We start from the raw sequence: 18,998 nt of genomic DNA, 5'->3' as shown, positions 1-18,998 counted from the left end.
CGGTAGGCTCAGAGAATGTTCGCATTTCTGCCAGGGATCCCCGGTATCGACGACCTTCGCGCGCTCGGCAGGCGGGTCGACACCGCTCGGCACCACGGCATCCCCGACGGATGCGTGCTCGAACTCGACCTGATGGCGCCGCCGCAGGAGACCAGTGGTTTCGACCCACTGGCGATCATCACCGGCGGCAACCGGACGTTGGTCCTGCGCGACGCCGTCGACGCCATCCATCGTGCCGCAGACGATCCGCGGGTGGCGGGGCTGATCGCGCGCGTCCAACTTCCCGCCGCCGCAGCCGGACCCGTACAGGAGTTGCGCGCGGCGATTTCCGCGTTCAGCGATGTCAAGCCCTCGCTGGCGTGGGCCGAGACCTACCCTGGCACGCTGTCGTACTACCTCGCGTCGGCGTTTCGCGAGGTGTGGATGCAGCCCTCGGGCACCGTCGGACTGATCGGATTCGCCACCAACGCGACGTTCCTGCGCGATGCACTGGACAAGGCGGGTATCGAGGCGCAGTTCGTCGCGCGCGGCGAATACAAGTCGTTCGCAAACGTTTTCACGCAGGACAGCTACACCGATTCGCACCGTGAGGCCGATCGCCGGCTGATCGAGAGCCTGCATGGCCAGGTCTGGCAGGCGGTCGCGGAGTCGCGCCGGCTCGATCCGGCGGAGGTCGACGCGCTCGCCGACAAGGCACCGTTGCTACGCGACGATGCCGTCACCGGCCGATTGATCGACCGAATCGGATTCCGCGACGAGGCGTATGCCCGCATCGGCGAACTCGTTGGGGCGCCGGGTATCTCACCGGAGACCGGCGACGCGGATTCCGAGGACGCGCCGCCGCGGCTGTACCTGTCGCGGTACGCGAAGGCCACCGCGTCGCGGCCGTCACCACCCATGCCTGCGGTGCCGGGTCGTAAGAAAAAGCCGACTATCGCCGTCGTCACGCTGCACGGCCCGATCGTCAGCGGCCGCGGTGGACCGCAGGTGCTGCCGTTCGGTAATTCCAGCGCCGGCGGCGACACCATCGCCGCGGCGTTGCGCGAGGCCGCGGCCAACGACTCCGTCTCCGCCATCGTGTTGCGGGTGGACAGCCCGGGCGGAGCGATCACCGGGTCGGAAACCATTTGGCGCGAGGTGGTTCGGATCCGGGACAACGGGAAACCCGTCGTCGCGTCGATGGGAGCCGTCGCGGCGTCGGGCGGTTACTACGCAACGATGGCGGCCGACGTGATCGTGGCCAACCCGGGCACCATCACCGGCTCGATCGGCGTCGTGACCGGCAAGCTGGTCGCGCGTGAGCTCAAGGACCGCCTCGGTGTCGGCTCGGATTCGGTGCGGACCAACGCCAATGCCGACGCCTGGTCGATCAACCAGCCGTTCACCGACGCGCAGCACGCTGCCGTCGAGGCGGAGGCCGACCTGTTCTACACCGACTTCGTCGAGCGGGTCGCCGCCGGACGCAAGATGGATGTGGAGGCGGTCGACGCGGTCGCCCGCGGCCGGGTCTGGACGGGCGCCGACGCGTATGAGCGCGGTCTCGTCGACGAGCTCGGCGGGCTTCGCACCGCGATCAGCCGTGCCAAGGTGCTTGCGGGCCTCGACCCTGACGACGACGTCCGCCTGGTGAGCTATCCGGGCTCGTCGTTCATGGACTTCCTGCACCCCAAGCCGTCGTCGGCGCCCGCGGCCGCGTCGTTGCCCGAGGCGCTCGCTGTTCTCGTGGGACGTTCGGTGGCCGGCGTGCTCAGCCAGGCCGATCGGTCCGTGAGCGGCGTCAGTGCGCTGTGGTTGGGGGACTATCGCTTCTGATTTGTGTGCGTTCAGGAGCGGTGAGCGCTCGAAAACGCACACAAATCACATGGGGTTCTGGCGCAGATAGCCGTACACCGCGGCGAAGTTGTTGTTGATCTCGTCGGGGATCGGTACCGGACCGCCGAGAGCTCTTGCGCCCCAGACGATCTGCGCGGTCCGCTCCACCAGTGCGGTGACGTGCAGCACCTTGTCGGGCCGCGGGCCGACGGCGACCAAACCGTGGTTGGCGATCAGCGCAGCGGCCCTGCCCTCCAACGCTTTGACGGCGTTGTGGCCGACCTCAGGGGTTCCCGATGCCGCATAGTCCGCACACCGGATGTCGCCACCGCAGTACACGGCGAACTCGTCGACGACGGCGGGAATCGGCTGATGGGCGACCGCGAACATGGTGGCCCACACCGGATGGCTATGGATCACGCTGCCGATGTCGTCGAACGCGCGATAGCACGCCAGGTGCAGCGCCATCTCCGTCGACGGGCTCCGGCCGTCCTTGGCGGTCAGCACCCCGCCGTCCGGGTCGACGAGCACGAGGTCGTCGAGCGTCATCGCGGAGTAATCCACCGAGGACGGGGTGATGACGACGTTGCCGTCCTCGCGCCTGGCCGAGATGTTGCCCGCCGTGCCCTCGACCAGGCCGCGGCGCAGCATGTCCCTGGCGGCGGCGAGCACCGCCTCCTCGGGATCGGCGACGAATCTCACGACGTCAGCACCTCCGGGTTGACGATATGTGCGGGCGCGCGCCCGGACAGCAGCGCACCGAGGCCGTCGGCGACCAGCTGCGCCTGCCGTGCCTCAGTGTTCCACGTGGCTCCGCCGATGTGAGGCGTCAGCACGACGTTGGGCATCTTCGTGAGCGGATGGTCGGCGGGCAGGACCTCGCCGACGAAATGGTCCAGTCCGGCCGCCCCGACCTTGCCGCTGCGCAGGGCGTCGACCAGCGCGTCGGTGTCATGCAGTTGCGCCCGTGCCGTATTGAGGAACACCGCACCGTCCCGCATCCTCGCGAACTGGTCGGCACCGATCATCCCCACGGTCTCGTCGGTGACCGGTGCGTGCAGTGAGACGACGTCGGCCTCGGCGAGCAGGTCGTCGAGGCTGTGTCGGGCCTCGTCGTTGTACGGGTCGTGGGCGATGACCGTCACGCCGAGTCCCTCCAGCCGCCACCGCAATGCGCGCGCCACCGCGCCGAGGCCCACCAAACCGGCTGTCAGGCCCGCGATCTCCCATGCCCGAAACCGTTGATAGGGGATGGTGCCGTCGCGAAACACCTCGCCGGCACGGACATCGGCGTCGGCGCCCAGCACGTGGCGGGTGGTCGCGAACAGCAGCGCGATCGCCATCTCGGCGACGGCGTCGGCGTTGCGACCGGGGGTGTGCAGCACCGGTATTCTCGCCGCGGTGGCCCCCGCGATGTCGACATTGTTGGGATCGCCACGGGTGGATGCGATCGCCCGCAGCGGCAGGTCGAACACCGGTCCGCTCACCGAATCGCTCTCCACCACAAGGAGATCCGCGTGTTCATCGGTGACTCGCTTGGCCAATTGTTCGGCGGAGTAGATCCGCAGCGGGCGTTGTTCGATCCATGGGTCGTAGACGACGTCGGCCAGCTGGCGCAGCTTGTCGAAACCCGCACCGCGGAGGGGCGCCGTCACGAGCGCGCGAAGTCTGTCCACGTATGCACATGCTGGCGTACGGTGGCGCCCGTGTCAGCCAAAGCGGTGACAATCGGCATCGACATCGGTACGACCGCGGTCAAGGCCGTCGCTGCCGACGAGGACGGCCAGGTGGCGGCCAGGACGCGAATTCCGCACCGAGTGCGGGTGCCCGCCGCCGATCGGCTCGAGCACGACGCCGACGAGGCTTGGCGGCGGGGCCCTTCAGAAGCCCTGAAGGCGCTGGGGGAACTGGGCGGCGACGGCGCTGCTGCCGTGACGGTCACCGCGATGGTGCCGTCGTTGACCGCCGTCGACGAGCAGGGACGTCCGCAGACGCCCGGCCTGCTCTACGGCGACGGCCGTGGTCGGTCCACGACCGGTCCGGCCGCGTCGTTTCTGTCCGGCGAGGCCGTCGAATTCCTGCGCTGGACGGTGGGGGAGGCGCCAGGCGCGCACGGCTACTGGCCGGCGACGGCGGTGGCCAATTACGCGCTGGCGGGCGAGCCGATGATCGACAACTCCACGGCCAGCACCGCGTACCCGTTGTTCGACGGCACTGGCTGGAGCGCATCGGTCTGCGCCGAGTGCGGCACGTCACCGGACACCATGCCGCGGGTCGAGACGACCGGCACCGCCGCGGGTCAGGTCCGCGACGCCGACGCCGTGTTGGGTGCAGGCGCGGTCGACGCGGTGTGTGAACAACTGGTGGCGGGCGCCGACGAGGACGGCGACGTCCTCGTGATGTGCGGTACCACCCTGATCGTGTGGGTGACGATCGGCGAGTTACGTGAGGTTCCGGGCCTGTGGACGCTCCCGCATCCGCGGCCGGGCAAGTTCCAGATCGGCGGCCCGAGCAACGCGGGCGGCCTCTTCCTCGGCTGGGTGGACCGCCTCGTGGCCGACGACGGTGAGGCCGACCCCGGACGTGTGCCGGTGTGGTCGCCGTATCTGCGCGGCGAACGCGTTCCACTGCACGATCCCGACCGCCGCAGCGTGCTCGACGGGCTGAACCTCACCCACGACGGCGCGTCAGTGCGACGGGCGGCCTTCGAAGCCTCGGGATTCGTTGTGCGGCAACTCATCGAGATGAGTGGTGCGCGGGCGTCACGCATCATCGCGTCCGGGGGCGGCACGCGGGTCGCGCCGTGGATGCGGGCGATCGCCGACGCGACGGGCCTGCCCGTGAGCGTCTCGGGTGTCGCCGAAGGGGCGGCGCTCGGTGCGGCGTTTCTGGGGCGAATGGCGGTCGGACTGGAATCGTCGGTCACCGACGCGGCGAGGTGGGCATCGGTCCAACGCGTCGTCGAGCCCGATCCGCTGTGGCGAGCGGCCGTCGACGACCGTTATGGCAGGTTCTGCGAGCTGGCCAAGCGTTGAGTCAACGGGGCGTCTAGCCCTTGATCGCCGTAAGGTAGCTCATATCGGCGAAGAAGCCGATCGCCCCGTCCTCGGGGAACTCGAACCCGTTGGCGGCGTAGGCGTCCCGCACCTTCTGAGCCGTGACGTCCCAGCCCCGTGCCGTCAGATACTCGATGACGTCGTTGCGCTCGTCCTGATAGATCAGCTCCGACATCTCGATGTTGTGTCCGTACTGCGTGAACCGCGCGGCGATCTCCTGCGCCCTCTCGTCGTTGAAGGCGCTGATATCCGGTATGTGTTCGGTGGCGACGCGGCTACCCGGAGCACTGAGCTCGTCGATGCGGTCGAACAGCAGATCCTGCGCCTCGGGCGGCAGGTAGATCAGCAGTCCCTCGGCGATCCAGGCCGTCGGCTGGGTCGGGTCGAAGCCGTTGTCCAGCAGTGCTTTCGGCCAGTCATCGCGGAGATCGACCGCGACGGCCCTGCGATCCGCTGCGGGTTCGGCGCCCAGCTGGGCGAGCGTATCGCTTTTAAAAGCGATGACTTCGGGCTGGTCCAGCTCGTAGACGGTGGTTCCGGCGGGCCAGGCGAGCCGATACGCTCGCGCGTCCAGGCCGGCGGCCAGTATCACCGCCTGGCGCACCCCTGCGGCGATCGCATCGGTGAACAGAGTGTCGAAATGGCGTGTGCGAACGGCCATTCCCTCCGCCGCGCGCCGCACATTGAATCGGGGATCGACGTCGTTGAGGTTGATCTCGCCGTCGAGCGCCTTGACGAAGAAGTCGAGGCCGACCGAGCGCACCAGCGGCTCGGCGTACGGGTCGAAGATGAGTCCTTCGCGGTTGCTCAGCGCCCGCTGAGCGGCGACCATCGTCGCCGTCGAACCGACGCTGGATGCCAGGTCCCACGAATCGTTGTCCGTACGTGCCATGTCTCCTACTTTCTGGTCGCGATCACGGCAAGTGAATCGCGCAGCGGTACAAGGGCTTCGGTATCGGGGAACTCACGCCCGTAGCCGGCGAAGACGTCCGGGCGACGGCGGGCCGACACCTGCCAGCCGTGTTCGGTGAGGTACTCGACCACACCGTTGCGCTCACCGTCGTAGAACAACTGCGTGATGTCCAGATCTGGCGCGTCATCGAATTGCGCCTTGATCGCCTTCATGCGCGAGCCGATGCTGGCCGCGGCATCCGGGTGGTACTCGGTGGCCAACTGGCTACCCGGTGCACTGAGCGCAGTGATGTCGTCGAAGAGCCGGTCCTGCGCGTCCGGCGGCAGGTAGACCAGCAGCCCCTCGGCGCTCCACGCCGTCGGTTGATTCACATCGAACCCACTGTCGCGCAAGGCCTTCGGCCAGTCCTCCCGCAGGTCGATGCCGACGGTCCGATGCTGTGCGGCGGGGACCGCACCGATCGACGCCATCGTCGAGGTCTTGAACTCGATGACCTGCGGCTGGTCGATCTCGTAGACGACGGTCCCATCCGGCCACGGCAGCCGGTAGGCGCGTGAGTCCAGACCGGACGCCACGATCACCGCCTGCCTGATCCCCGCGGCGCAGGCATCTGTGAAGAAATCGTCGAAGAACCGCGTGCGCACCGCGATGGACATCGCCAGGAACGCCGGACCGCCCGGTTGGCCGTCGTCGGGCAGCTCGACCTCGCCGTCGACAAGTCGGGTGAAGAAGTCCAGACCCACCGCACGGACCAGTGGCGCGGCGTACGGGTCGTCGAAGAGCGCGTTGTCCTCTCGACTGCCCACGGCGCGCGCCGCGGCGACCATCGTCGCGGTGGTACCGACGCTGGACGCCAGATCCCAGCTGTCGCCGTCCGTTCGGCTGTCCGTGCTGCTCATCAGCCGAGTATGCCGGTGACGTACTGCAACTCGCCGAAGCGCGCGGTGTCCTCGTCCTCCTCGGCGAATGCCGGCAGGCCGTTCTCACTCAACAGCTGCTTGACGCTCTGCGAGGAGATCTGCCAGCCGCGCTCGGCCAGGTATGCCGACGCCTCGTTGCGATCGCCCATATAGATGAGGTCACCGAAGTCGAGCTCGAAGCCGTGGTTGCGCCATTGCTGCGCCGCCTCCTGCATGCGCTCCATCGCCTTCTCGCTGTCCTCGGGGGAGATGCTCGGTGAGCTTTCCACCGCGACGCGGCTGCCGACGGCACTGAGCTCGGTGATGGTGTCCAGCAGTTTGTCCTGCGCCTCCGGCGGCAGATAGCCGAGCAGTCCTTCGGCGCTCCACGCGGTGGGCCGGCTCGGGTCGAAGCCGGCGGCGATCAGTGCCGATGGCCAATCGAAGCGGAGGTCTACGGCGACCGTGCGGCGATCGGCGGTCGGCTCGGCGCCGAACTCGGTAAGTGTCCTTGTCTTGAACTCGATCACCTCGGGCTGATCGATCTCGTACACCGTCGTGCCCGCGGGCCAGTCCAGGCGGTAGGCGCGAGAGTCGAGGCCCGACGCCAGGATGACGGCCTGCCGGATCCCCTCCGCCGCGGCGTCTTGGAAGAACTCGTCGAAGAACTTCGTCCGCACCGCCATGTTGTCGGTCATCCGCGCCATCCCCACCGACGCGTGGTCGACGTCGAGATCCTCGACGCGCAACTCGCCGCTGGCCAGCTTGGTGAAGAAGTCCACGCCCACCGCGCGCACCAGCGGCTCGGCGAACGGATCGTTGATCAGCGCGTCGTCGGCCGCGGTCGCGATCGCGCGGGCCGCGGCGACCATCGTCGCGGTCGCACCGACGCTCGATGCGAGATCCCAGGTGTCGTTGTCAGTCCTTGCCATCATCAGCCCCTACGAGAGTTATTTACTTAGCGGATATAACGAGATGACACCACGGTATGTTCCCGAGCTGAGAAGTCACTGTGAGCGCAAGTCAGGGTCACTGGATGCAGGGCAAAGGAGCTGCAACTGTTAGTCTTCTAGACTGTTTGACACGTGACTTCGCAGGCTGCGCGCCTGACGGGGTCGCACGTGATGGACACCCAGACTTAACCAAGAACGCGCTGGTCAGACCAGCCACATTTGCATGCCGCTAGTGACAGGTCGGCTGCGCAGGAGGAAGAGTGCTTTCGGCTTTCATCTCGTCACTGCGAACAGTGGACCTGAGGCGAAAAATCCTCTTCACCATCGGCATCGTCATCCTCTACCGCGTAGGTGCCTCGATCCCGTCGCCCGGCGTCAACTATCCGAACGTTCAGCAGTGCATCGCCCAGGTCAGCGGAGGCGACTCGGGACAGGTCTATTCACTGATCAACCTGTTCTCCGGCGGGGCGTTGCTGCAGCTGTCGGTGTTCGCGGTCGGCATCATGCCGTACATCACCGCCAGCATCATCATCCAGCTGCTGACCGTCGTGATCCCGCGGTTCGAGCAGCTGCGCAAAGAGGGTCAGTCCGGCCAGACCAAGATGACGCAGTACACGCGCTATCTGGCGATTGCCCTGGCGCTGCTGCAGTCCACCAGCATCATCGCGCTCGCGGCCAACGGCGGCCTGCTGCAGGGCTGCACGCTGGACATCATCCAGGGCCAGAGTGAGGGCCTGAACATCTTCACCCTCGTGGTGATGGTGCTGGTGATGACCGCGGGCGCCGCGCTGGTCATGTGGATGGGCGAGCTGGTGACCGAGCGGGGCATCGGCAACGGCATGTCGCTGATGATCTTCGCCAGCATCGCGTCGGCCATCCCTGGCGAGGGCAAGTCCATCCTGGACAGCCGCGGCGGCCTCGTCTTCACCGCCGTCTGCGTGGCCACGCTGGGCATCGTCGTCGGCGTGGTGTTCGTGGAGCAGGGCCAACGACGTATCCCGGTGCAATACGCCAAGCGCATGGTCGGCCGACGCATGTACGGCGGCACCTCGACCTACCTGCCGCTGAAGGTCAACCAGGCAGGCGTCATCCCGGTCATCTTCGCGTCGTCGCTGATCTACATCCCGCACCTGATCACCCAGCTGGTCACCAGCGGCAACCAGAACGCCGCCAACGGGTGGTGGGCGCGGTTCGTCGCCGAGTACCTGACCAACCCGGCCGACCCGACCTACATCGCGATCTACTTCGCGCTGATCGTCTTCTTCACGTACTTCTATGTGTCCATCACGTTCAATCCCGACGAGCGTGCCGACGAGATGAAGAAGTTCGGCGGGTTCATCCCCGGCATCCGCCCGGGCCGGCCGACCGCCGATTACCTGCGCTACGTGCTCAACCGGATCACCCTGCCGGGCTCGATCTACCTGGGCGTGATCGCCGTCTTGCCGAATATGTTCCTGCAGATCGGCAATACCGGCTCCGTGCAGAACTTGCCGTTCGGCGGTACTGCGGTTCTGATCATGGTCGGTGTCGGCTTGGATACCGTCAAACAGATCGAGAGCCAGCTGATGCAACGCAACTACGAAGGGTTCCTGAAGTGAGAGTCGTTCTACTCGGACCGCCGGGGGCGGGCAAAGGTACCCAGGCGCAGAAGCTCTCCGAGAAGCTCGGCATCCCGCAGATCTCGACCGGGGACCTGTTCCGCAAAAACATCAGCGAAGGCACCGAGCTCGGGGTCCAGGCCAAGCGTTACCTCGACGCCGGCGACCTGGTGCCAAGCAGCCTGACCAACGCGCTCGTCGAGGACCGGATCGAGCAGGAGGACGCGGCCGCCGGCTTCATCCTCGACGGCTACCCGCGTTCGGTCGAGCAGGCCAAGGCGCTCGACGAGATGCTGAAGAACCACAACACCAAACTCGACGCCGTGCTGGAGTTCTCCGTCTCGGAGGAGGAGCTGTTCAAGCGGCTCAAGGCCCGCGGCCGCGCCGACGACACCGAAGACGTGATCCGCAACCGGATGCAGGTCTACCGCGACGAGACCGAGCCGCTGCTGGAGTACTACTCGCACAACAACCTGCAGACCGTCGACGCGGTCGGCGCACTGGACGAGGTCTTCGCCCGGGCGTTGCGCGCGCTCGGAAAGTAAGCGATGGGCCTGCCCGGGCTGCGGAACCGCCGGACCGTCCCGCAGCGCACCCCCGGTGAACTCGACGCGATGGCCGCGGCGGGCGCGCTGGTCGCGTCAGCCCTGCAGGCTGTCCGCGACGCCGCCGCCCCGGGTGTGTCCACGCTCGAGCTGGACCAGATCGCCGAGTCGGTGATCCGCGACGGCGGCGGTATCCCGTCGTTCCTCGGCTATCACGGTTTCCCGGCCAGCATCTGCTCGTCGGTCAATGAGCGTGTGGTGCACGGCATTCCGTCCGCGAGCGAGATCCTGGCGGCAGGCGATCTGGTGTCCATCGACTGCGGTGCGATCCTCGACGGCTGGCACGGTGATTCGGCCGTCACCTTCGGCGTCGGTGCGCTGATCCCCGTCGACGACGCGCTGTCGGCAGCCACCCGCGAAGCCATGGAAGCCGGTATCGCGGCGATGGTGCCAGGCAACCGGCTCACCGATGTGTCGCACGCGATCGAGGTCGGCACGCATGCCGCCGAGAAGCGGTACGACCGCAAGTTCGGCATCGTCGCCGGCTACGGCGGCCACGGCATCGGCAGAGAAATGCACATGGACCCGTTCCTGCCCAACGAAGGGGCGCCGGGACGTGGCCCCCACCTGGCGCCGGGCTCCGTGTTGGCCATCGAGCCGATGCTCACCCTCGGCACGACGAAGACGGTCGTGCTCGAGGACCAATGGACCGTCGTCACCGCCGACGGCTCCCGGGCCGCGCACTGGGAGCACACCGTGGCCGTCACGGATGACGGACCGCGAATCCTGACCGCTCCGGCGAATTAGGCTTCCCGAACTCGCGAAATAGCGTTCCGGGCTGCGGGCCGCGTAATTTCCCGACCCGGAATGCTGTTTCGGCGCATTCTTGAGCTGCGACGCGTCGCTGCTTCACCCGCTGTAAGTGAACCGGATGACCGGCAACCTCGTATTACAGACGGAGGTTGAAATTTGGACGACCCGGCGACCGCGGAAGGGCAGGTCATGCGGGTGCTCTACCAAGAGCACGCCGCAGCGCTTTGGCGCTATGCCATGAAGCTCACCGGGGATACAGCTCGGGCGGAGGATGTCGTGCAGGAGACGCTTCTGCGTGCGTGGCGTCACCCCGAGGTGACCGACGACACCGAGAGATCCGCGCGGGGGTGGCTGTTCACCGTGGCGCGTAACCTTGTCATCGACGAACGACGAAGCGCGAGGTTCCGCAGCGAAACCGGCACTCCCGACATGGAACAGGCGGCGGACCACGCAGGGCCCGACGAGGTGGAGACGGCGCTGGACCGCATGTTGCTCACTGAGGCCATGGCCCAGCTGTCCGAGGACCACCGCGCGGTCATCAGCCGCGCGTACTACCAGGGCGCCACGACCGCCCAGATCGCTGCCGACCTGCAGATCGCCGAAGGCACCGTGAAGTCGCGGCTGCACTACGGCATGCGGGCCTTGCGGCTCACGTTGCAGGAAATGGGGGTGACACGATGACACGCTTGGGGCTGCACATAGGCGGTGAGGATTTGGACGACGACCGCTTTGCCACCTGGGACGCCGCCTACGTGCTCGGCTCCTTGACCGCGGAGGACCGCCGCGAATACGAGGCACACCTGCCAACATGTCCGCGCTGCCGCGCCGCCGTCGCGGAGCTGAGTGAGATCCCGCCGCTGCTTGCCACGCTCGACACCGCGGATGTCGCGGCGATCGACGGTGAGCAATCGCAGCCGCCGCCTCACATGTTGGATTCGTTGCTGACCCGAGTCCAGTCACGACGCAGACGCTCGCGCTGGATGACCACCGCCGCGCTCGCCGCCGCGGCCGCCGTGGTGGCCATCGCCTTGGTGTTCGCCATCCGTCCACAGAGTTTCGGACTGCAGCAGGGTTCGGAACCTGTCGCCGGGGCAATGGAAATGACGAAGGTGTCGGACACGCCGATCAACGCGACCATCAGCATGACCGGTTACGGCTGGGGCACCCGCATCGACATGGCATGCACCTACGGGGATTGGGGCCGACGCGACGCTCCGCCGCAGAACCTCGGCATGGTCGTCGTGGGACGCGATGGAAGCCAGAGTCAGATTGCGACGTGGCTCGGGTTGTCGGGTGCGACGGCGTTGCCGAGCGCCAACACGCCTCTTCCGGTGGATGAAATCGCTGCAGTGCAACTGGTTTCGCCCGATTCCGGACAGGTACTGTTGGAAAAGAAGCTGTGATTCCAGACACCGAATGAACCGAATCGGCTAGCCAATCGTGTCCTGTATATGGGCAGGCATCGGGTAGTCGACCACATCGTCGGCACTCTCGCGGGGATCGGCGTCGATTACATATTCGGCGTCGACGGCGCCAACATCGAAGACCTTTACGACGCGGCGTACTACCGCGCGGACATCACCGCAGTCCTGGCGAAGCACGAGTTCTCTGCCGCGACAATGGCCGACGGCTACAGCCGCAGCGGATCTGGACTCGGCGTGGTGGCCGCGACGTCCGGCGGCGGATGCCTCAACACGGTGCCCGGCCTCGGTGAGGCCTTCGCGAGCCGGGTTCCGGTGCTGGCGCTCATCGGACAGGCGCCGACGTCCCTGGACGGGCGGGGCGCGTTTCAGGACACCAGTGGACTGAACGGAGCGCTGGACGCCCACGCGCTGTTCTCGGCGGTGTCGGTGTACTGCAAGCGGGTGACGACGCCCGAGGACATCCTTACGGTGCTACCGGAGGCGATCGCGGCGGCGCGCACCGGTGGACCGGCGGTCCTGTTGCTGCCCAAGGATATTCAGCAGGCGACCCTCACCTCGGTGAACGGCTCTGCCTTGGCGATCAACCATCAGAACCGGTACACCGGCAATCCGCATCCGATCGCGCGTGCGCTGCGCCGCATCGACGGACCCGTGACGATCATCGCCGGTGAACAAGTGGTCCGTGACGACGCCCGCGCGGAGCTCGAGCGGCTGCGGTCGCTGTTACGGGCACGCGTGGCATGCGTTCCCGACGCGAAAGACGCCGCGGGCACACCGGGGATGGGGTCGTCGTCCGCGCTCGGAGTGACCGGCGTGATGGGCCACCCGGGAGTCGCGGAGGCCATCGCCGAGAGCGCGCTGTGCCTCGTCGTCGGCACCAGGCTGTCGGTGACGGCGCGCGCAGGACTGGACGACGCGCTCCGCTCGACACAGGTCTATTCCATCGGCGGCGAGACACCGTATCTGCCGTGCACGCATGTGCACACCGACGATCTGCGCGGATCGCTGGCGTCGCTGACCGCGGCGCTGTCGGGGCATGGCCGCCCGGCCCGCATACGCGTGCCCGATTCGATGCGGCGTTCCGAGCTGCGCCCGCCCGCCCACGACGGGCCGGGCGTTCGTTACCGCGATGCGCTGACGGTGCTCGACCGGATGCTGCCCGATGCCGTCGACGTCGTCGTCGACGCCGGCAACATCGGCGCCTCGGCAATACATCATCTTCCCGTGCGCCGAGGCGGCCGCTTCGTCGTCGCACTGGGCATGGGCGGGATGGGATACAGCTTCGGCGCCGGTATCGGTATGGCGTTCGGCCGTGCCGCGGACACCGGCGGCCGGACTGTCGTCATCGCCGGAGACGGCTCGTTCTTCATGCACGGTATGGAGATTCATACGGCGGTGCAGTACCGGCTCCCGGTCACCTTCCTGCTGTTCGACAACCACGCACATGCGATGTGCGTGACGCGTGAGCAGGTGTTCTACGGCGACCACTACAGCTACAACCGGTTCGGGCCCAGCCGGCTCGGCGCCGGGCTGGCCGCGATGTTCCCGGGCCTGAGGTCGATCAACGTCACCGACCTCGACGAGCTGCCCGACGCTCTCGCGACAGCACTCGACGTGGACGGCCCCTCGGTCATCAGCATCGAGTGCTCCGCCGACGAGATCCCCCCGTTCGCAGCGTTTCTCGGCAACTCTGCCGATGCAGTCAGTCAACCGCGCACCACAACGAAGGAGCACGTCAATGTCGCTGCCCGCACTTGAGGACATCACCGTCCACCGGGGAACCGCCGATCCGATCGACGGGGTGATCCGCGTCGAGACGTCGCCGAGAGAGAAGGCGACGCCGATCATCATGGAGATGATGCGCTCGGTGTATCCGCATGATGAGGTGTTCGGAACCTATTGCACCGTCAACGATTACGTCGACTGCCCGCCCGACGAGCTGTTCGACTACATGGCCGACACTCGCTGTCTCGAGGAGTGGACCTACAGCCTCCGCGGTTTCGAGCCCACCGAGGAGCCCGGCCTGTGGGTCGCGTACGACAAACTCGGCGGCGAGACCGGCAGCCCGATATTCACCCGTACCGTGGCGAACAAAGAGGCCCGCACGGTCGACTACCACTGCGCGTGGGATCAGGGCAAGCACCTGTGGATGATCTACCTGATGCGCATCGTCGACGCCCAGCTGGTGTTCGACAAGCCCGGTTCGGTGGTGCTGTGGACCAACTGCCACCACCCCTTCTACGACAACAACCCCTACCCCGAGACTGCGCCGCCGCAGCGACCGGTCTGGGTCGGAGACTTCTGGGACATGTTCGGCCCCGGCCACCTGCTGGAGCTGAAGAACCTCAAGGCAATCGCCGAATACCGCCACCGCAACGGGCTTTCCATCACCCCGGACTGGATGAAGTGAGGACGCTATGACCGTCAGCCTGATCGATGTTTCGACATACCTACCCGGAGAGCCGATCAGCGCGGACTACTACGCGCAGTTCGCCGAATCCGACGACCTACGGGACAACCTGATGTTCCGTGCGCCGAAGTTCCGCCACCACGTCGCCGAGGACGAGACCGCCATCGACATGGTCGAGCGCGCCGCGGCCGGACTGATCGAACGCCATGGCCACGATGTGATCGCGGGTGCCGACATCCTCATCACGCACACCCAGATGCCGGATGTCCCGTTTTACGGTGGCGGCGGCGGAACGGCGCATCGCCTTGGCATGAAACCGAATTGGGTGCTCGATCTGCACAACGGAGGATGTGCGGCGTTTGTGCTCGGCCTGAAGGTGGCACGCACCCTGATCGAGTCGGGCGAAGGGCGCACCGCGCTGATCGCGATCGCTTCGAACGCGGCCGGGCAGGCGTTCAATCAACCGACGGTCCGGCGCAAGGCGCAGGCGGCGGTCCCTGGTGACGGTGCCGCGGTGGGTCTGGTGTCGCTGTCCGACGAGTCACCGATCCTCGACATCGAATGCCGCACCTACGGTCAGTACGCCGGCGATATGACGATTGCGGTCGATCCGCCGCGCAAGTGGTGGCAGCCCGGCGAAGGCGAGGCGTCCATCGGGTTCACCGAAAGCAAGATCACGAAGGTGCTGGCCCGCGGCAACCGTCAGGTGCCCGAGGTGTCGTACGCCGTCTGCGACCGGATCGGGGTCAAGCCAAGGGATCTCGACCTGCTTGTCACCAACCAGCCGAACCGGGCGTTCCTGCGGAACTGGCGCGAGGCGCTGGAGCTGCCGAAGGAACGTCACCGCGACACGTTCGACGAGTGCGGGAACATGTTCGCCGCGGGGATACCCGTCAACCTCGACCGCGCCATCACCGACGGCCAGCTGAAGAAGGGCGACGTCGTGATGATGTCGGCCTTCGCCCACGCCGGCGACTTCGCCGGGGCTGCCGCCGTGCGGTGGGGAGGTCGGGGCTGATGGCCAGCCCGAACCGCGCCGTCACGGATGCCGCGGTCGGCGCGCTACCCAGCGCGGTGAACTCAATGGCCCTGTCGCTCAACGAGAATCCGTTCGCGCCGTTGCCGACTGTGAGGTCCGCGCTCATCTCCGCGATCGATGCAGGCAACCGGTATCCCGAGTTCCTGCCCGAGCGGCTTCGCGCACTGATCGCCGACCATATCGGGGTGCGCGACGAACAGGTCGTCATCGGCGTCGGCGCCACGGGCGTCATCATGCAGATGCTGAGCGCCCTCACGAACCCTGGCGACAGGATCGTGATGACCTCACCGACGTTCGACGGCTATCCGATCTTCGCCCAGATGGCCCGGTTGGAGTCGGTCACCGTCCCGCTCGATCGGCACGGACACCACGACCTTGACGCCATGGCCGACGCCGCCGCGAACGCCAGGGTCGTGGTGGTGTGCCGGCCGCACAACCCCACGGGCACCGTCGAGTCCTCGGCCGACATCGAGCGCTTCCTCGATCGTGTCCCGTCGGACACCGTGGTGCTGCTCGACGAGGCGTACGTGGAGTTCCTCTCGCCCCATCACCGCATCGACACCCCTGCGTTGATCGAGCGGTATCCGAATGTCGTGGCGGTGCGGACCTTCTCGAAGGCCTACGGGTTGGCCGGGCTGCGCGTCGGCTACGGCTTCTGTGCCCCCGAGCTGGCCCGCAAGATGTGGACCATGCAGCTGCCGTTCGGTATCGCCATCACCGGCTTGGTGGCGGTCGCCGCATCCTATGACGCGGAAAGTGAGCTGCAGCAACGGATCCGGATGGTCACCGCCGAACGGCGCTACCTGCGCATGCGATTGCGGGCGATGGGGGTGTACAGCACCGACGCGCACGCCAATTTCGTCTACCTGCCGTCGTGGGGCCGGCAGTGGCGGGAGGCGTTCGAAGGCACCGAATTGCAGGTCCGCGGCTACGCCGACGGGGGAGTGCGGATCACGGTCGGCAACCGACAGTCGACGCGTGCGGTGCTGAACGCGGTGGCCGCCGCGCTCTGACCCGGTACTCGATCCCGACGGCCGTCATGTGCGGTATGAAGAGGCGTGCCCTCGCAACCATCGTGGCCGCGCAAGCGCGATCCCATCGCGTTGGCGCGCGAAAATTGGGAGCGCTTCGGGTGGGGTGACGTAGCCGACGGCATGGTCGCGGTCACCTCGGTGATGCGGGCGCACCAGATTCTGCTGGCCCGCGTCGAGAACGCGCTGCGGCCGTATGACCTCAGCTTTTCCCGGTTCGAATTGCTGCGGTTGTTGGCGTTCACCCGGGACGGGGCGCTGCCGATCACCAAGGCGTCCGACCGCCTTCAGGTCCACGTCACCAGCGTCACGCACGCCATCCGGCGGCTCGAAGCCGACGGCCTGGTGGAGCGCATCCCGCATCCGACGGACGGGCGCACCACCCTGGTGCGGATCACCGAACTCGGTCGGTCGACGGTCGAGGATGCCACCGTCACCCTCAACAACGAGGTGTTCGCCGATATCGGGATGTCCGAGCGCGAGTCCAAAGCGCTCGCCCAGTCCATCGAGACGCTGCGCCGCAACGCCGGCGATTTCTAGCGAATTGTGTGCGTTCGCGAGCGGTGGCCGCTCCTCAACGCACACAAATCACTGGAGTTGGGACGGCAGCGGGATCGTCGCGGTCACGGCGGTGCCTGAGCCGGGCCTCGACCGGATGTTGAGCCGGCCACCGACGATCTCGGCGCGTTCAGCCATCGACAGCAGGCCGTAGCCGCCCATCTCGTCGCTGCCCAGGGGATGCTCGAAAGTGTCGAAACCGACACCGTCGTCGATGATTTCGAGGCGTGCGACGCTCCCGGTGTCCGTCGCATCGACGGCGAACGTGAGCCGCGCGGACGTGGCCTTCGCGTGCTTGACGACGTTCTGCAGGCATTCCTGCGCGATCCGGTACATCGCGAGCTCGACGTGGTCGGGCAGGCGCGCCTCCACCAGATCGACCTCGATGCCGATCTGCGGGATGGAACGCGCCAGGCTGGCCAGCCCACCCGCAAGGCCGAGGTCGTCGAGCACCGGCGGCCGTAGCCCGCTGATCGCGGCTCGGGCCTCCTGCAACGTCAGATCGACCAGTTCGCGTGCCTTACCCAGCTGTTCGGCGGCCGCGGTCGGATCGTCGGACACCGAGCGGCTGGCCGCGTCGAGCCGGTACGACAGGGTGATCAGGCGCTGCGAGATTCCGTCGTGAATATCGCCCGCCAGCCGTCGCCGCTCGATCTCCTGCGCCTCGATCACCTGCTCGACGAAGTTCTCGTGTGCCCGCTCGCGGGCCACCAGCTGGCGGTGCAGCCGGGCCTGATGCAGCGCGCCTGCGATCAGCCTGCCGATCACCAACAGAAGCTCGACGTCACGCGCGGTGAACTCGCGGCGCTCGACGGTGTGCACGTTGAGCACCCCGACCAGCCCGCCGGGGTCGGTCTCCATGGGCACCGACACCATCGACGTGAAGTCGCGGCCGCGCAGCGACTGGAACGGCATATAGCGGGGGTCGCTCTCCTTGTCCTCGGTGATGATGACGGGCTCGCGGTGGCTGGCGACCCATCCGGAAATGCCCTGGCCCAACGGCAATCGGATCTTGCCGATCTCGGCGTCGAACGGCGGGGTGGCGCCCGCGAGCGTCAGGGACCGGTCGCTGTCGTCGAGGACGTGGACGAAGCAGACGTCGCTGGCGGTGGCGGCGGTGATCATTCGTGCCGCCGCGGCGGCCAGCGGTTCGACGCCGGGTCCCGAGGACGCCGCCTGGATCAACTCGCGCAGCAGGGCGAGTTCGCGGTCGGCGTCGACGAGGTCGTGGACCGCGTTGGGCGGCCGGGGCGGCCATGTCATTGGTAGATGCCCTCCCGCAGCGCCGTGGCCACCGCGCCCGTGCGATCGGTGACTCCGAGCTTGCGGTAGATGGAACTCAGGTGCGTCTTGACGGTTTCTTCGCCGATCACCAGCTTGCCTGCGATGGCCCGGTTGGACAGCCCGTTCACCACATACGACAGGATCTCGCTCTCGCGCTGCGTCAACCCCTGCCGCGCTCCCGGCCAGAACTCGTCGCGCTGCATCCGCGCCGCGGTATCGACCGCTCTGGCCGCCATGCTCGGGTCGATCGCGGTTTCCCCGCGATGGACGAACTCGAGCTGCCGGACGAGTTCGTCGCTGCTGATGCTCTTCAGCAGGTATCCGGACGCGCCGACACGCAGGGCCTGGAAGAGGTACTGCTCGTCGTCGTAGACCGACAGCATCACGACCTTGCGCTCGGGATTGCGTTCGCGAAGTTCCATGCACAGGTCCAGGCCGCTCGAGCCGTGCATGCGCACGTCTGACAGCACGATGTCGGGGTCGAGTTCGTCGACGACGCTGACCGCCCGTTCGGCCCCGATCGCCTGCCCGACCACCTCTACGCGGTCGCGGAAGGCGGCGAGCATGGCTTTGAGACCTTCGATGACCATCTCGTGATCGTCGACCAGTACAAGCCGCACCGGAGTGCCGGACGTCATGTTCACCACCTTAATGACCTGGTGT

19 protein-coding genes are annotated in these 18,998 nt (G+C 67.0%); 12 read left to right on the top strand and 7 right to left on the bottom strand.

Annotated elements, in window-relative coordinates; translation table 11 throughout:
• Positions 1-15: 15 nt before the first annotated feature.
• On the top strand, positions 16-1,812 hold the full coding sequence (sppA, locus tag H7J93_RS22925) for a signal peptide peptidase SppA (protein WP_267308593.1): 1,797 nt from the start codon (positions 16-18) through the stop codon (positions 1,810-1,812).
• A 45-nt stretch (positions 1,813-1,857) separates the two neighbouring features.
• Here sppA and H7J93_RS22920 read toward each other — a convergent pair whose 3' ends face one another.
• Both H7J93_RS22920 and H7J93_RS22915 read right to left on the bottom strand, forming a co-directional pair.
• Entirely contained in the window at positions 1,858-2,514 is a 657-nt protein-coding gene (locus H7J93_RS22920) for an L-fuculose-phosphate aldolase (protein ID WP_267308592.1), read from the bottom strand.
• Entirely contained in the window at positions 2,511-3,488 is a 978-nt protein-coding gene (locus H7J93_RS22915) for an NAD(P)-dependent oxidoreductase (RefSeq protein WP_267308591.1), read from the bottom strand. Before H7J93_RS22915 ends, H7J93_RS22920 begins: the two co-directional genes overlap by 4 nt.
• A 30-nt stretch (positions 3,489-3,518) precedes the next feature.
• On the opposite strand from H7J93_RS22915, the gene H7J93_RS22910 reads away from it, so the two are divergent.
• Positions 3,519-4,847 carry a xylulokinase gene (locus H7J93_RS22910; RefSeq protein WP_267308590.1) on the top strand — a complete coding sequence of 443 codons (1,329 nt, stop codon included), beginning with the start codon at positions 3,519-3,521 and terminating at the stop codon, positions 4,845-4,847.
• 13 nt (positions 4,848-4,860) lie between these two features.
• On the opposite strand, the gene H7J93_RS22905 is transcribed toward H7J93_RS22910, so the two are convergent.
• Genes H7J93_RS22905 through H7J93_RS22895 form a run of 3 tightly spaced genes read right to left on the bottom strand, consistent with a single transcriptional unit; the run spans position 4,861 to position 7,618 of the window.
• Complete coding sequence (locus H7J93_RS22905; protein ID WP_267308589.1) at positions 4,861-5,760, bottom strand: class I SAM-dependent methyltransferase; 900 nt, start codon at positions 5,758-5,760, stop codon at positions 4,861-4,863.
• A gap of 5 nt (positions 5,761-5,765) precedes the next feature.
• The gene (locus H7J93_RS22900) at positions 5,766-6,680 is read right to left on the bottom strand and encodes a class I SAM-dependent methyltransferase (protein ID WP_267308588.1); all 915 of its coding nucleotides are present in this window, start codon (positions 6,678-6,680) and stop codon (positions 5,766-5,768) included.
• The gene (locus H7J93_RS22895; protein WP_372508011.1) at positions 6,680-7,618 is read right to left on the bottom strand and encodes a class I SAM-dependent methyltransferase; all 939 of its coding nucleotides are present in this window, start codon (positions 7,616-7,618) and stop codon (positions 6,680-6,682) included. Before H7J93_RS22895 ends, H7J93_RS22900 begins: the two co-directional genes overlap by 1 nt.
• 275 nt (positions 7,619-7,893) lie before the next feature.
• Here H7J93_RS22895 and secY point away from each other — a divergent pair, with 275 nt between their 5' ends.
• The 10 genes from secY to H7J93_RS22845 all read left to right on the top strand — a co-directional run bounded on the left by secY (position 7,894) and on the right by H7J93_RS22845 (position 17,033).
• Positions 7,894-9,231, top strand: coding sequence for a preprotein translocase subunit SecY (secY, locus tag H7J93_RS22890; RefSeq protein ID WP_267308586.1), 1,338 nt, complete (start codon positions 7,894-7,896; stop codon positions 9,229-9,231).
• On the top strand, positions 9,228-9,776 hold the full coding sequence (locus tag H7J93_RS22885; protein ID WP_267308585.1) for an adenylate kinase: 549 nt from the start codon (positions 9,228-9,230) through the stop codon (positions 9,774-9,776). Before secY ends, H7J93_RS22885 begins: the two co-directional genes overlap by 4 nt.
• Positions 9,777-9,779: 3 nt before the next feature.
• Positions 9,780-10,583, top strand: a complete 804-nt coding sequence (gene map, locus H7J93_RS22880) for a type I methionyl aminopeptidase (protein WP_267308584.1) — start codon at positions 9,780-9,782, stop codon at positions 10,581-10,583.
• Positions 10,584-10,778: 195 nt separating this feature from the next.
• On the top strand, positions 10,779-11,270 hold the full coding sequence (locus tag H7J93_RS22875; RefSeq protein WP_267308641.1) for a sigma-70 family RNA polymerase sigma factor: 492 nt from the start codon (positions 10,779-10,781) through the stop codon (positions 11,268-11,270).
• Entirely contained in the window at positions 11,267-11,992 is a 726-nt protein-coding gene (locus tag H7J93_RS22870; RefSeq protein ID WP_267308583.1) for an anti-sigma factor family protein, read from the top strand. The genes H7J93_RS22875 and H7J93_RS22870 overlap by 4 nt, the downstream gene beginning before the upstream one ends.
• Positions 11,993-12,040: 48 nt before the next feature.
• A complete protein-coding gene (locus tag H7J93_RS22865; protein WP_267308582.1) occupies positions 12,041-13,771 on the top strand; it encodes a thiamine pyrophosphate-binding protein in 1,731 nt (576 codons plus the stop codon).
• Positions 13,752-14,423 carry an SRPBCC family protein gene (locus tag H7J93_RS22860; RefSeq protein WP_267308581.1) on the top strand — a complete coding sequence of 224 codons (672 nt, stop codon included), beginning with the start codon at positions 13,752-13,754 and terminating at the stop codon, positions 14,421-14,423. Before H7J93_RS22865 ends, H7J93_RS22860 begins: the two co-directional genes overlap by 20 nt.
• A 7-nt stretch (positions 14,424-14,430) precedes the next feature.
• Positions 14,431-15,441 carry a 3-oxoacyl-ACP synthase III family protein gene (locus H7J93_RS22855; protein ID WP_267308580.1) on the top strand — a complete coding sequence of 337 codons (1,011 nt, stop codon included), beginning with the start codon at positions 14,431-14,433 and terminating at the stop codon, positions 15,439-15,441.
• Positions 15,441-16,475 (top strand): pyridoxal phosphate-dependent aminotransferase, encoded by a 1,035-nt coding sequence (locus H7J93_RS22850; RefSeq protein WP_267308579.1) that lies wholly within the window; start codon positions 15,441-15,443, stop codon positions 16,473-16,475. The genes H7J93_RS22855 and H7J93_RS22850 overlap by 1 nt, the downstream gene beginning before the upstream one ends.
• Positions 16,476-16,520: 45 nt before the next feature.
• Positions 16,521-17,033, top strand: a complete 513-nt coding sequence (locus H7J93_RS22845; protein ID WP_267308578.1) for a MarR family winged helix-turn-helix transcriptional regulator — start codon at positions 16,521-16,523, stop codon at positions 17,031-17,033.
• A 48-nt stretch (positions 17,034-17,081) separates the two neighbouring features.
• Here H7J93_RS22845 and H7J93_RS22840 read toward each other — a convergent pair whose 3' ends face one another.
• Complete coding sequence (locus H7J93_RS22840) at positions 17,082-18,314, bottom strand: GAF domain-containing sensor histidine kinase (protein WP_267308577.1); 1,233 nt, start codon at positions 18,312-18,314, stop codon at positions 17,082-17,084.
• Positions 18,311-18,973 carry a response regulator gene (locus H7J93_RS22835; protein ID WP_267308576.1) on the bottom strand — a complete coding sequence of 221 codons (663 nt, stop codon included), beginning with the start codon at positions 18,971-18,973 and terminating at the stop codon, positions 18,311-18,313. The genes H7J93_RS22840 and H7J93_RS22835 overlap by 4 nt, the downstream gene beginning before the upstream one ends.
• Between the last annotated feature and the right edge of the window lie 25 nt (positions 18,974-18,998).

Origin of the sequence: Mycobacterium barrassiae (assembly GCF_025822765.1) — a bacterium.
In the GTDB taxonomy this organism is placed as follows: domain Bacteria; phylum Actinomycetota; class Actinomycetes; order Mycobacteriales; family Mycobacteriaceae; genus Mycobacterium; species Mycobacterium barrassiae.
The sequence above is the reverse complement of the archived record's forward strand: the minus strand, read 5'-3'. Positions and strand labels throughout refer to the sequence as shown.